Genomic DNA, 12,653 nt, shown 5'->3' with positions numbered 1-12,653 from the left:
CATTAGGTAGTGAGTATTGTTCGCCAGTGTACTCTTGGACAGGAACATAATAATCTTCTGTATTAAATTCTTTGTTATCATTTGGATTACCTTGTGATACCTCACTTATCCAGTTACAGCCTATAGTAAGAGAAAGAAAATAATAATAGTTATTAATTTATATTTATTGAGCATGGGTGGCCTCCTTAATACATTAGCTACCATATAACTAACCCTCATTAGTCTTTTAACAGTTCATCAGGGTGAGCCCTTTCAATTGAATTGTCTTTGCTGCCTGATCCATTTTTACTAATATAATTATCGTGCAAACGTATGGCGTAAGCTCCTTTAGGAATATTATTTGCTTGTTCTAAAGCCTTAATTAAATGCTCAAATGCTTGTTGATTAGGCTCAACATTTTGATCTGTCATAAATAAATTTATCGCTATTACAATATCTTTTGGAGCTACATTGTCAATGTTAAATGCCTTTTTCCATTCATCTGCCGTTCGATTAGGGTTTTCTAAATATTCTTCTGCAATTGCTTCAAATTCATTGTCATCAAATATGGTAACCTTTAAATGTTCATTACTGTAGCGATCTGCACCAATTGGAATAGCTTCTTTATTTATGCCGGTGAGATTATAATCATTTTTTGTTTTTTCAATTAAATCATTTAAATTCTGAAACTCTTCTTCCATTATCATACCGTAAACCCCTGCCATGATGGCATTTTCTACTTGACCTTCTTGGGAAAAAACCTTTTCTGAGTAGATTTGTTCAGTCTTCTTATTAATTGGAATAACCGCATATGTATAAAAGTGAGGTTCCCCAATGGATTCCACCATCACGGTCGCTCCGTCCACATTCCCAACGATGTTATGTACTTTTACCTCTGTCTTATATTCTTTTTTAAAAAATGATTTGATTGCTTCTTCTATTTCTTCACGATTTTCGTTAGCAATACGGTCAGTTTCCTTTCCGTTAGGTAATGTATATTCTTTACCGGTATACTCCTGAACAGGAACATAATAATCCTCTGTATTAATTTCTTCATTATCATTTAGATTACCTGGTGATACTTCACTCATCCAGTTACAGCCTCCTAATAGTAAAGTAGATAAAATGACAATAGCTATAATATTATTCTTATGGAGCATGTGCTTCCTCCTTCTTTCATACATCAATAAATACATTATAGAAAAAAATGGTTATAAATCCAATTACTATTCATAAAGATTTTTAGAAACAATTTGAATGGTAATGATTTAAAGAAGGAAGATATGTCGTGAGCAGGTGTTTCCATAAGGATTTTTACTATAAGACAATTGTGCTAGGGAATAAGGTTATCTTTTGCTTTCTAATCATACTCCTAAAAACTGACACAAAACAAAAAATCGTACTTAAATGTTATCAAGTACTATTTTAGCTCTTATATCTAGCTGTTAGTCAAATTTATGAATAAGGATATTGTTTACGATTATGTTGAATAGAAATCCACTTTGTTGTCGTAAAGGCATCTAAACTCCATTCTCCGTTAAGTCGGCCTACACCAGAGTTTTTCATTCCACCAAAAGCAACATTAGGTTCATCATTAATGGTACCGTCATTGATATGAATCATGCCAGTTTCCATCTGTTTAGCTAGTTGTGCCGCTCTTTCGATATCTTGTGAATGGACAGCACCACTTAGGCCATAGAGGGTATCATTTACTATTTCAAGTATTTCATCATCATTTGCTGCTTTTATTAAACTGATAACCGGAGCAAAAATTTCCTCTTTCGCTATCGTCATTTCTTTAGTTACATTACCGAACACAACAGGTTCTACCACATTTCCTTTTATTTCTCCATTGATTAAAGGTTCTGCACCTTCTTTAAGACCCATTTCAATTAGTTTTTTAGTCGTTTCCACTTGTTTCTCATTAATAAGTGGACCGATAATCGTTTTCTCATCGTTTGGGTCTCCGCATGTTAATGTGGACACTTTTGCAATGTATTTTTCAACAAACGTTTCATAGACATCTTCATGAATAATAATACGATTGGCAGACATGCAAATTTGTCCTTGGTGTGTAAAGCGGCTAAAGACAGCGGCACTGACTGCTAATTCCATATCTGCATCATCTAAAACAATCAGACCACTATTTCCACCTAGTTCAAGGTGTACTTCTTTTAAGTTTTTACCAGCAACACTACCAATATGACGACCAATTTGAGTTGACCCTGTAAATGAGATTGATTTTGGAACCGGATGCTCTACAAAAGCATCTGCAATTTCTGAAATCTCTGTGGTAACAACATTTAGTAATCCTTTTGGTAATCCTGCTTCTTCAAATAATTTCGCAATTAGCGTTCCGCCCATAATTACGGTATGTTCATGCGGTTTTAACACAACCCCATTCCCAGCTGCTAAAGCAGGTGCTACTGATTTCATCGATAAAAAGAACGGGAAGTTAAAGGGACTAATAACCCCGACAACTCCAACAGGTACTCGATATACTCTGTTTTCTTTTCCATCCGTTACAGATGGTAGGATCTTTCCTTCCATCCGAAAAGGAAAAGTGGCTGCTTCTTTTAACATATCCTTTACCAGACCAATTTCAAATTCCGCTTTTAAACGCGTGCCACCAATTTCCTTAATTATGATATCAACGATCGCTTCGTGCTTTTCTTCGATAATTTTAACCGTTTTTTCAAAAACTTCACGTTGCACCGCTGGATTTGTTTTTTCCCAATCTTTTTGTGCTGTTTTGGCTGCTTGATAGGCAGAATCAACATCCTCTTTACTTGCTGCCTGATAACGTGCTATTAAATCCCCATTATAAGGATTTCTGTTTTCCATTTCTAGATTACTACTGCCTTCTCGCCAATGACCACCTATGTACTGGCTATTTAATTGTTTTAATTCTGCCATTAATAATTCCTCCTAGTTGTCTTTTACTGCTACATTATTCTGTGCAAGGTCAGCTAGTACTTCAACATGTGAGCTCACTTCTTGCATGGTTGCTGTTAATTCTTCGATGGAGGCCGCTTGTGAATCGGATTGCTCATTCACATTTTGGATGCGTTCATTCAAGTTATTAATAGCATTTTGTATTTCGCTTGTAATCGATTGAATTTCACTAGCATGTTCCTTGGAATTTGTTGCCATTTTTCTAATCTCTTCAGCTACGACGGAGAATCCTTTGCCATATTCACCTGCTCGAGCTGATTCGATAGCGGCATTAAGTCCAAGTAAATTGCTCTGTTCCGCAATTTCTTTTACTACATTGGACATCTTTTCGATCGTACCGGCACTATCACTAACCGTATTTGCCCTTTCGGATACATGCTGAATATCAGTAGAAAGCGAACCAATAGCGTGAGCCATTTCTTCTACTGTTTTTGTCACGTCATTCATCATTGTTGATAAATTACCTGAGGTTTCATTTAATTTCTGATCATCTGCAATACTTTGCCCGACTCCAATACCGCCGATTACATTACCAGCTTCATCGTGCAATGGGATAGCTCGCGCAATTAAGTGAACACCAAATAATTCTGGTGGAACTGCAGTTGCTTGATTTTTATTCTCTCTAATGGCACTCGTTACAATGTCGCCTTCCATTAACGGGTCACCCGGGTTTACATTAAGAGAAAAGTTCTTAGCGGGATAATTAATCACTAATTTTTCAGTGTCATAAATTCCAATGGTTATGTCATCATTTACAAGGGTTTGCAGAAAGGGTGCTACTTTCACAAATGCTTGTAATAATGGATGATATTCTTCTATATTTACGTTCATCTTGTTCCTCCTCATAAATCCCAATATTCCTATTCATTACACACTATACTATCATCGGACAATTCCAATAAATCTAAAGTCTGGTTACATATACCAAAAACATATGTAAGGGGTTAACCTCTTGCAGTAAAACATTTTAGTCGAATATGATTTTTTTTGAACACTAAGCTCGAGTTGGTCAACCTGTTCAGCAATAGCCTAGACAGACTTGCTAGAAAAAAGGATCGAGAGTTTTCCATTAATAAATGGGCTCCTACTTGGTTCGATGTTTGCTGTACTTCTTATCAGGTATCTGATTCTTCATCGAAAAGAGCTCTTTGCTCTAATGCATAGAGAAAGCTTTTTCGAGAGAGTGTGGTGAAAGCCATTTTGTATCGAATACGTAATGGTCAGTTCTCTGCCAAGGATCTCAATTTGGTCAGTGGATTTACCATTTATAAACAGGGCAATGATATTTTTATAAAATTAGAGGATGTTGGGACTACAGGTTCTACCCCTGAAAAACTACCATTAAGCACAAAAAGGGGGATGGGGAGCAGTGGAAGTTATTAAAGAGAATTTAGATCGTCCAGTTGTTAATAATCCTTATCAAAATCATAAGGTGATTTCCTATAAAATGAAGATGGGATTAGCAGGAGAGGAAACATGGGTATATAATTTTCATTTCGATGCAAACAATAAAAAGGCCATGCATTTATTGGAAAAAGCTGATATAATTGACTCAAGAGAAGTGTATCGATTAATACATGCTCTTTTTCTGTTATCACAAGGAGAATTCAATTTCAGTAAAAAGGAGGCTCTACGAAATGACAAATAATAATAAGAATTTTAAAGTAATTGAATTTAAATCACAACAAGAAATCAATGAAAAAAACAAACGAAAAATCGAGCAAGAAAGACAGGCTTTACGACGAGAGGTAGAGTCCATATGGAATAAAGGAAAAAATCAATCAAACAAAAGAAGCTATGTATAAAATAAAGGCGTCCTTATCGGATGTCATTTTTATTTTTATCACGGCGTAACTGTCGGTAAAACCCCAAAGATTCGGGCATAAGCAAAGAAGCTATGTGGGCGGTAAAACGGACACTAACATCCTGATAAATTTTGCTAACAATCATTGGAAGTCGAAACTTCCAATGATTACAGTCTCACTTTATGGAAAGAATTGTGAATTTCTTTTTTTAATTCTTCATACTCATATCTAATACGTTCTTCTCGCTTTTTTATTCGCTCTTTCCGACCACCTAAAGGAATAGGAGTTGGCTTTGAATTAAAAGGCAATAGTTACTTATTTAGCACACATCCGAAAAAAGAAAAAATGTTTGCTATTATTTTATTTATGTTTACTTATTTTGTGCCATATTCTTTTTACATGTATAATTAACATGCGTCTAAAATAGCGATTATATGCAAGAGAAGTGCTCTTAATTTATACTGTGCGCTGATGCTCTTTAAAATCAATATCCTTTAATCAGATAGTAGCCATTTCACGTACTCGCATCCTCAGTCCTTTATTCACAAACAATTACCTGTCTTGAGAAAAGTCCTTTTTTTCCTTTATTTGCAACACATCGATCGACTATCGTAAACCCAACCATCAAAATCATCTCATCCAAGTTTTCGATTGTAAGAATGACAACTCTATCTGCTATTCTTTTCGCATGCTTGATTATCGCGGACTGCTCTTCCGGTGTAACCTGGGTATAAAGGTTGTAAGGCATATCAATGATTGCCACATCATAATGGTCTTCTTCATCGGCAATATCTTTTACTTCCACAATACCATCATAGTTAAAATAGGTGATATTTTCTCTGGCCCCTTTTACTACGATTGGATTACGGTCAGAGCCGACAATTTGTATCCCCATCGAGAGTGCTTCGACAAGTACGGTACCGATTCCGCAGCAAGGATCGATGACGCGGAGACCTGATGGATCTGGAACTGCTATATTTACTATGGCTCTCGCCAAACGTGTACTTATTGCTGTTGAGTATTCTTGAGGTTTCTTCACATGATGCAACCATACAGGTTCGCTTTCCTGATATCTGCCGAAGTACCAACGTCCTTTAAATGGTACAATACCAAAAAGGATATCAGGTTTTTTCATCTGTGCTTCTCCAATAACCTTCCAGCCAAGCTCACTTTCAATATTTCGTTGTTCTGCAAATTCTATTTTCTGTTCACTAGAGAGGTCATTTATTTTTATGAAAAGTACCTTAAAGGTTTGGTCACTAAGCTCGATCTGGTTAACTTTTTCAGCAATTGACTGAACAGATTTCCCAGAGAAAAGAATCGATAGTTTCCCTTTAATAAACGGGCTTCTGCTTGGTTCGATGTTTATTGTACTTTTTATAAGGTTATCTGATTCTTCTCCAAAAAGAGCTCTTTGCTCTAATGCACAGAGAGAGCTTTCTTCGAGAGCATGTGTGTAGGTGTAGAGGTATTCAGTTGATTGTAAGTTAAGTTTTGTCATGTTTTGTGTACTAGCCCTTCTTTGATTATTAAGCAAATAGTATTAATTCTATTATAACTTATAAAATGTCTTGAGACAGGAATATGGTGAAAAGTTATAATTTCAAATTGAGGAATAGAAGAAGAGACAGAACCAGTGAAGAAGTACTTATGGTGAAAGTTGATGTAGTTTGGTTTCAATTTGATTAGTACATGTACTTAAAAGCAGAAGAATTTACGGAACAGCCAAAAATTATGTATGGTATTTGGTGAGAGAGGACAACTACATTTATATGTCGATGGATATTGGAGAAGATTAAGCGAATATTGTCTGTAGTAAATAAAGAATGTAAAAGATGATCCTACAGTGATTATTTTTATACTATCAACTAAGTGAAGTTATTCAAGTGATACATACATATATCTATGAACAATATGAAGAACAGATGGTGGTTTTTAGTTTTATTTTGTTCTTGAGTCATAATAGTCTGAAACAAAAAATGAATTTGAAAATAGATAATAGAATTTCACCCTTATATAATTGACTTAATACTGTAGCTGAAGTAATCAATTTTTGTGCTTGCATTGTACAAGGATAAATTATAATAGATTGGAGCTAGATAGAATATGAAATTAACAGTAAGTAAGTTCGCACAGGTTGCTGATACAACGGTACGGACGTTAAGACACTATAGGCAACTGGGTATTTTAGTACCAACCGAAAAAAATGAGCAAAATCAAAATGTTTACACAACAAAAGAGTTTAAAGCCTTCCATAATAATGCGTGTTTAATGCTTGGTTTAGTTTGTCAAACCAAAAGGTGAGGGGGCTGAAGATCTTGTCACACAGGCTTCTATGAGACCAATGCCCATTGAGGTAGAGTCTCCATGGTGCTCTTCATTGATCACTGCTAAATATGTTTTTTATATAGCTGCACAACTTGCGTTGCTACAGCTTCAATGTCACTATCTACTTCTTCTAGTACAAAAGATTCCAATACTCCCATTGTTGCCGTTCCTAAAAACTTCAAAAAAATATGCCTATCGATAATAGGATGCGAATCCTCATTAAGCTTTTTATTTATCTCCTCCATAGTAAAGGACAATAGCTTTTTGCGAAATGATAAAGCTCCTTTACTTTTAAACAATGCTGCAAAGAACGATTTATGTTGATCAAAATAAGCAAACCATAATATCGAACCTTCTGTAATGCCTTTGTCTTGTTTTTGATCACATATTTCTCGTAATTTTACTATTTGGTCATCCACTATCTTATCTAACAGATCATATTTATCAATATAATGTAGGTAGAATGTTTTTCGACTGATGTTGGCTTTTTCCGTAATATTTTTAACCGTAATCTTGTCGAACCCTTCCTTAACTAACATCTGCAAAAAAGTCGATTGAATAGCCTGTCGAGATTTTAAAATTCTACGATCTATTTTATCCACACAGCGTCCTCCTTTTTTTACACAATCAAAACAATTCGTGTATTAATACGCAAATTTCGTAATGTGGTAATTGAATCAACAGTTCCTTTATTTATAATGTAAATATACACAAGATGATTAATAATCACAAGTGTATTTAAAAATGAATAAAGGTGGTTTTAACCGTGACAGTTACTAAAAAGAAAGTAAAATTTCATGCACATGGGCTACAAATAGTAGCGATTTTAAATGTACCTGAACATTCTGGGGAAAAGGAACAAAATCCAGTAATTGTTTGTGTTCATCCGGGCAGCAGCTGTAAAGATCAAACGGCGGGCATTTACGCGGATAAACTTGCTGAGCTAGGGTATGTAACGATTGTATTCGATGCATCCTATCAAGGAGAAAGCGAAGGTAAGCCTCGTTATGCCGAATACCCAGCTGCACGTGTTGAAGATATTCGGTCAGTGGTTGATTACCTAACTACACTAGACTATGTCGACGAAAATCGTATTGGCGTGTTAGGTGTTTGTGCAGGAGGCGGATATGCTGTAAATGCTGCAATGACAGAGCGTCGCATCAAAGCAGTTGGAACCGTCGTCGGCGTGAATATCGGTCGTGGATATCGTGAAGGCGATCCAATCAAAGTTTTAGAGGAAATTGCTCAACAACGCACTGCTGAAGCTCGTGGAGTCGAACCTATGGTTACACAATGGATTCCTAATAGTCATGCAGAAAGAGAAGAAGCTGGTATGTCTGATATCGATCTTGTAGGAGCGGTTGATTACTACAGAACACCAAGAGGTCAAAGCCCTAACTCTCCAAACAAATTAAAATTCACCAGTATGGACTCGATAATCGGTTTTGATGCTTTCCATTTAGCAGAAAGACTGCTGACTCAACCTTTGCAAATCATTGTCGGTGACGTACAAGGAGCGTTTGGTTCATACAAGGATGGTCATGAGCTTTATGACCGAGCAGCTTCTGAGAAAAAAGATTTATTCGTTATAGAAGGGGCAAGCCACTATGACCTGTACGACAGGCCAGAGCCAGTGAGTAAAGCCGTTGAAAAATTATGCGCTTTTTATAAAGAAAATCTTTAATAATGTAAACAGGGGTTGTCTCAGTTACTTTTGAGAAATCGCTTTCATGATTTCTAATATAACCAGTCAGAGATTCCCATAGGGGGAGCGTCAGAAAATGCGTATTTACAACGCTAAGTATTTAGTGTTCAAACACTATAATTTATCCGCTTTATCTCAAAACTGAGTCTTCCAGAATAGGGCAGTTTAAATGGAAGATTCATTTAAGGAAATTATGAGGTAGTCATTTCACAAAAACAGACTTTGACGGTCAGATTAAGTCGATGTCGTACCATGAAACTGGAGATTCTGAAAAATGACGATAAGAGAAAGACGATGTTGTACCGCAAAACTGAAGATCCGGCAAACCCGCAGACGAAGAAAAGCGATAGCGTTCCGTGAAAATGACAAAACATACATATTCCTTTAAGGGGACACTTCTTAAAGGGGTATCACCAACTATTCACCACATTTCTCACGTTAAGACATTTATTTACAAATGAGGTTGTGAAATAGCGTAGATGTCGCATTCTACGCTATTTTTAGTTAGACAAACATCAAAGGATGGTCCATCTAGCGCCTTTTTACCTTTTATAATTCCCCTAAAATATAGCGTAGAATTATTTTTCCACTTCTTATCGTAGTGGAGAAGGCTTATTTAGTGGTGGAAAATGGTTTAGCGTGAGTTTTACGGTGAAATGTTGGTACTAACCCTTGAATAAGTAGGTGACAGATTGTTGGGGAAACCTTAGCCTTTAATGAAAAATCATTTCCGTATTAAAGGGAAACTATGAAAAGCCACATAATTAGAAAAGTTAATTTTCTGGTTTACCAGGAGGAATATATTTAGGAGGTACCTTCAACCAACCTCGTTTTTTCAGTAAATCCTGAAAGGGTGTGCCGTACTTTATCAAATGAAAATGGAAACCAATGAATAACAAACCAACATCTGTCCTTAATAAATGATGAAATATGTATAGATAAATTGGCAGAGACCTAACTCATAATGAGGTGGGTCTTATTTTTTTGGATCATGCTTTAGTATCATGTTACGTGGAGTTATAGCTAATGGAAAAATATTTATAATTTCGGTATATGGAATATAAAAGATTAATTACCTAAAATAGGTAGATTGTAATGTGGAAAAATGATATATTAGTCATAGTATTTTAGTTTCATCGTAATTCTGGATTTGCAATATAAAGGAATAACAGTAATAGGAGGAGTAATTAAGTATGGATGATTTTGAGGGATTTAAGTTAGGAATAGATTTATTGTGGTCTATACTTAGTGCTGAACCTTTACTTACATTGGGTATCATTTTATTCATTGCTTTAGTTGTCATTTATGAAATCATTATTAACATTATAAAAGGATATAGACTTAAGAAATCAGGCATTAAAGATATTGATGAAATGTCAGGTAACAAATTTGAAGAATACTTGCTTGTATTATTAAAAGGTAGAGGATATAAAGTCAAATTAACACCAAAAAGTGGAGACTATGGTGCAGATCTTATTTTGATCACTACTAATAAAAAAATAGTTGTACAAGCAAAACGATATAAGAAAAATGTCGGAGTTCGAGCTGTACAGGAGATAGTTTCTGCTCAAAAGTATTATAAAGCAGATGAATGCTGGGTCATTACTAATAGTTTTTTTACCAATCAGGCAATTAAATTAGCAAGTTCAAATCAGGTTAGATTGATCAATCGTTCAGAGCTTATGGATTGGATGATTACATATAATAAGACTGCGTAATGATTTTTAAGTTTTAAATATCAATTAGAATACTGAACAAAGGAGAATAATCTATCATGAGTACTTCTCAAAAAACAAAATACTTATCAACTACAGCGCTTTCAAAAGAGTTGAAAGTGAATGTAAAGCAGGTCTTTCAAATCCTTCTTGATAATGATTTGGTTAAAAGAGTTGATGACAACTGGGTTTTGACTGAAAAAGGGGAGAAGGTAGGGACGAAAAAGAAACATCCTAAAATAGGTGAATACATAGCATGGAATGAAAATATTAAAAATAGTAGCATATTTAAAACGAGAAATGAAAAGGATGTATTTATAAATGCAACAGCTTTAAGTAATCACTTTGGAGTATCCAAATTTAAAATAAATCCTATTTTGTCTGAGCTTGGATTTGTGGAGAAATCTATTAAAGGATGGACTATGACAACTCTAGGCAAAAGTATAGGCGGGAAACAATGTGAGTATGAAAGAACAGGAATTCCGTATGTAAATTGGCCTAAAAGTATTTTACAGAATAAGAGACTAGTAGAAACGATGAATGAAATAGCTGGAAAAGATACAGAACCAAAAGAAGAGGAAGAAACAAAGAGTTCTGTTGATTTCAGGCAAAAGTATGAAGCGAAACACAGAGCTGCAGATGGTCACTATGTACGTTCCAGAGCTGAAATGTTAATTGATAATTGGTTATACATGTCAGGAATCGTACATGCTTATGAGCGAAAATTACCAATTGAAGAGGATGTCTATACTGATTTTTAGTTACCAGTGGGTAGAGTGTATATAGAGTATTGGGGACTAGAAGATAATCCGAAATATCAGGCAAGAAAACAAGAAAAATTAAAAATTTATGAAAAGTATGATTTTAATCTGATTCAGTTAAAAGATGCTGATATTCAGAACTTAGATGATATATTACCTAAGAAATTATTGAAGTTTGGTATTCAGGCTTATTGACATTATTATATGGGTTGAGGAGAAGAGGATAACAGTTTGCAATGGCAGGAATGACATATCTTGAAGGTGATTGAAACACTAGCTAAACATGAGAATTGAATTTATACGATTAAATATATAGTGGCTGTCTCTCTTCAATAAAAAAAATCGTCCTCCATACGTGAACAATTGTCTTTTTAAGAGGGCAGGCCCTCATGTCATTGGATGCTAAAAAATAATGAAACTTAATGAATAAACTAGAAAGGATTGAAGTAGAATGGAATTAGTTTTGGATAGTCGAGAAGAGAAGAGTTTAGCAAAATTGTGTAGTTATTTGGATATACCCATTAGAAGAGCAGCTAATAGAAGTGGAAATGGATGGTTAGAACAAGTACTTAGTTGTATAGGGCTATCTTCATTAATTGACGAATATAGTAATTACTTTAATCCATACTCGTATAATAAAGGTTATACAAATGATAATGATGGTTTTAATCCTGAATTAGGAATGTTAAAACTCTCTAATGAAATTAAACATAATAAGGGAATTTTGAATGAATTTCTAAATGAAATATTCAGGAGATTAGATGATATGGACCAATATTTATTAGATCAAATAAGGAATTGTGTTGAATTATTAGGTTATCAATTACAAATTGAAAGTACGCAAATAGGAATGCAATATTCTCTTCAATATTTATCCTTTGGTGAAGTAGAAAGACAAGAAGAGATGTCAGTTGTGAGAAAAGAAATCAATTTAAACCAACCGGATATTCTAAGATATTATAATGAAGCTTTGGAAACTTATAGCAATGGTAATTTTAAAAGCTGTATAGACAATTGCAGAACTGCATATGAAAAGGTATTTGCGACACTGGATAATGAAAATGGTGATTATTTAAAAGGGATATTATCAGCTACGGGTGAAACTGTCATTCAAGACGGTGCAGAACTTAAAAGTAAAAAGAAGATATTTAAATACTGGTTGGAAAATAATAAAGGGGCTAACAGGTATCGGATGATGGCTACTTTATATAGTGGTATGTCGGGACTTGGTCCACATGGCGAGGATAAGCCTCTTCAGGAAGACGCGTTAATGATATTAAGAATGACTGAAGATGTATTCTTGTGGTTGATTCAAAAAAGACTTATTTAGCTAAAATGAAAATACATCTTATAAGTAAGGACTTAGGTACATCTAGGAGAGGCAAAAAAAGATATAGATTTAGGG

The 12,653-nt window shown here is 34.8% G+C and carries 13 protein-coding genes; 8 read left to right on the top strand and 5 right to left on the bottom strand.

All coding sequences use genetic code 11. The features are described from left to right. Nucleotides 1–218: 218 nt before the first annotated feature. The 3 genes from BUC25_RS13615 to BUC25_RS13605 all read right to left on the bottom strand — a co-directional run bounded on the left by BUC25_RS13615 (nucleotide 219) and on the right by BUC25_RS13605 (nucleotide 3,765). The gene (locus BUC25_RS13615) at nucleotides 219–1,139 is read right to left on the bottom strand and encodes a DUF1672 family protein (RefSeq protein WP_073202445.1); all 921 of its coding nucleotides are present in this window, start codon (nucleotides 1,137–1,139) and stop codon (nucleotides 219–221) included. A gap of 295 nt (nucleotides 1,140–1,434) precedes the next feature. Then, the gene (locus tag BUC25_RS13610; RefSeq protein ID WP_073202444.1) at nucleotides 1,435–2,895 is read right to left on the bottom strand and encodes an aldehyde dehydrogenase family protein; all 1,461 of its coding nucleotides are present in this window, start codon (nucleotides 2,893–2,895) and stop codon (nucleotides 1,435–1,437) included. 12 nt (nucleotides 2,896–2,907) lie between these two features. After that, entirely contained in the window at nucleotides 2,908–3,765 is an 858-nt protein-coding gene (locus tag BUC25_RS13605; RefSeq protein ID WP_084543468.1) for a methyl-accepting chemotaxis protein, read from the bottom strand. Between the two features lie 538 nt (nucleotides 3,766–4,303). On the opposite strand from BUC25_RS13605, the gene BUC25_RS13595 reads away from it, so the two are divergent. Then, nucleotides 4,304–4,582: a hypothetical protein gene (locus BUC25_RS13595; RefSeq protein ID WP_073202437.1), complete on the top strand. Its 279-nt coding sequence runs from the start codon at nucleotides 4,304–4,306 to the stop codon at nucleotides 4,580–4,582. After that, a complete protein-coding gene (locus BUC25_RS19410) occupies nucleotides 4,572–4,739 on the top strand; it encodes a hypothetical protein (protein ID WP_170862707.1) in 168 nt (55 codons plus the stop codon). The genes BUC25_RS13595 and BUC25_RS19410 overlap by 11 nt, the downstream gene beginning before the upstream one ends. Before the next feature lie 538 nt (nucleotides 4,740–5,277). On the opposite strand, the gene BUC25_RS13590 is transcribed toward BUC25_RS19410, so the two are convergent. After that, a complete protein-coding gene (locus BUC25_RS13590; protein ID WP_073202434.1) occupies nucleotides 5,278–6,240 on the bottom strand; it encodes a TRM11 family SAM-dependent methyltransferase in 963 nt (320 codons plus the stop codon). 605 nt (nucleotides 6,241–6,845) lie between these two features. Between BUC25_RS13590 and BUC25_RS13585 the strand changes: the two genes are divergently transcribed. Further along, a complete protein-coding gene (locus BUC25_RS13585; RefSeq protein WP_073202433.1) occupies nucleotides 6,846–7,043 on the top strand; it encodes a MerR family transcriptional regulator in 198 nt (65 codons plus the stop codon). 86 nt (nucleotides 7,044–7,129) lie between these two features. Here the strand turns inward: BUC25_RS13585 and BUC25_RS13580 are convergent, their stop codons facing one another. Next, a complete protein-coding gene (locus tag BUC25_RS13580; RefSeq protein ID WP_073202431.1) occupies nucleotides 7,130–7,669 on the bottom strand; it encodes a TetR/AcrR family transcriptional regulator in 540 nt (179 codons plus the stop codon). A gap of 164 nt (nucleotides 7,670–7,833) precedes the next feature. Here BUC25_RS13580 and BUC25_RS13575 point away from each other — a divergent pair, with 164 nt between their 5' ends. The 5 genes from BUC25_RS13575 (at nucleotide 7,834) to BUC25_RS13560 (ending at nucleotide 12,578) form a co-directional block, all read left to right on the top strand. Beyond that, the gene (locus BUC25_RS13575; protein WP_073202429.1) at nucleotides 7,834–8,751 is read left to right on the top strand and encodes an alpha/beta hydrolase; all 918 of its coding nucleotides are present in this window, start codon (nucleotides 7,834–7,836) and stop codon (nucleotides 8,749–8,751) included. A 1,214-nt stretch (nucleotides 8,752–9,965) separates the two neighbouring features. Continuing rightward, entirely contained in the window at nucleotides 9,966–10,490 is a 525-nt protein-coding gene (locus tag BUC25_RS13570; RefSeq protein WP_073202427.1) for a restriction endonuclease, read from the top strand. Between the two features lie 56 nt (nucleotides 10,491–10,546). Further along, entirely contained in the window at nucleotides 10,547–11,248 is a 702-nt protein-coding gene (locus BUC25_RS13565; RefSeq protein ID WP_244535188.1) for a glycerol kinase, read from the top strand. 15 nt (nucleotides 11,249–11,263) lie between these two features. Beyond that, nucleotides 11,264–11,443 carry a hypothetical protein gene (locus BUC25_RS19595; protein ID WP_244535187.1) on the top strand — a complete coding sequence of 60 codons (180 nt, stop codon included), beginning with the start codon at nucleotides 11,264–11,266 and terminating at the stop codon, nucleotides 11,441–11,443. A 256-nt stretch (nucleotides 11,444–11,699) separates the two neighbouring features. Then, entirely contained in the window at nucleotides 11,700–12,578 is an 879-nt protein-coding gene (locus BUC25_RS13560; RefSeq protein WP_073202425.1) for a hypothetical protein, read from the top strand. The last annotated feature ends 75 nt before the right edge of the window (nucleotides 12,579–12,653 follow it).

Source organism: Gracilibacillus kekensis (assembly GCF_900143085.1).
Lineage (GTDB): Bacteria > Bacillota > Bacilli > Bacillales > Amphibacillaceae > Gracilibacillus > Gracilibacillus kekensis.
This window is presented reverse-complemented; position numbering and strand designations above follow the sequence as displayed.

Coding starts and splice junctions, on each gene's coding strand:
- BUC25_RS13615 (WP_073202445.1), bottom strand. CDS start 1,139: ATGCTCCATAAGAATAATATTATAGCTATTGTCATTTTATCTACTTTA.
- BUC25_RS13610 (WP_073202444.1), bottom strand. CDS start 2,895: ATGGCAGAATTAAAACAATTAAATAGCCAGTACATAGGTGGTCATTGG.
- BUC25_RS13605 (WP_084543468.1), bottom strand. CDS start 3,765: ATGAACGTAAATATAGAAGAATATCATCCATTATTACAAGCATTTGTG.
- BUC25_RS19410 (WP_170862707.1), top strand. CDS start 4,572: ATGACAAATAATAATAAGAATTTTAAAGTAATTGAATTTAAATCACAA.
- BUC25_RS13590 (WP_073202434.1), bottom strand. CDS start 6,240: ATGACAAAACTTAACTTACAATCAACTGAATACCTCTACACCTACACA.
- BUC25_RS13585 (WP_073202433.1), top strand. CDS start 6,846: ATGAAATTAACAGTAAGTAAGTTCGCACAGGTTGCTGATACAACGGTA.
- BUC25_RS13570 (WP_073202427.1), top strand. CDS start 9,966: ATGGATGATTTTGAGGGATTTAAGTTAGGAATAGATTTATTGTGGTCT.
- BUC25_RS13565 (WP_244535188.1), top strand. CDS start 10,547: ATGAGTACTTCTCAAAAAACAAAATACTTATCAACTACAGCGCTTTCA.
- BUC25_RS13560 (WP_073202425.1), top strand. CDS start 11,700: ATGGAATTAGTTTTGGATAGTCGAGAAGAGAAGAGTTTAGCAAAATTG.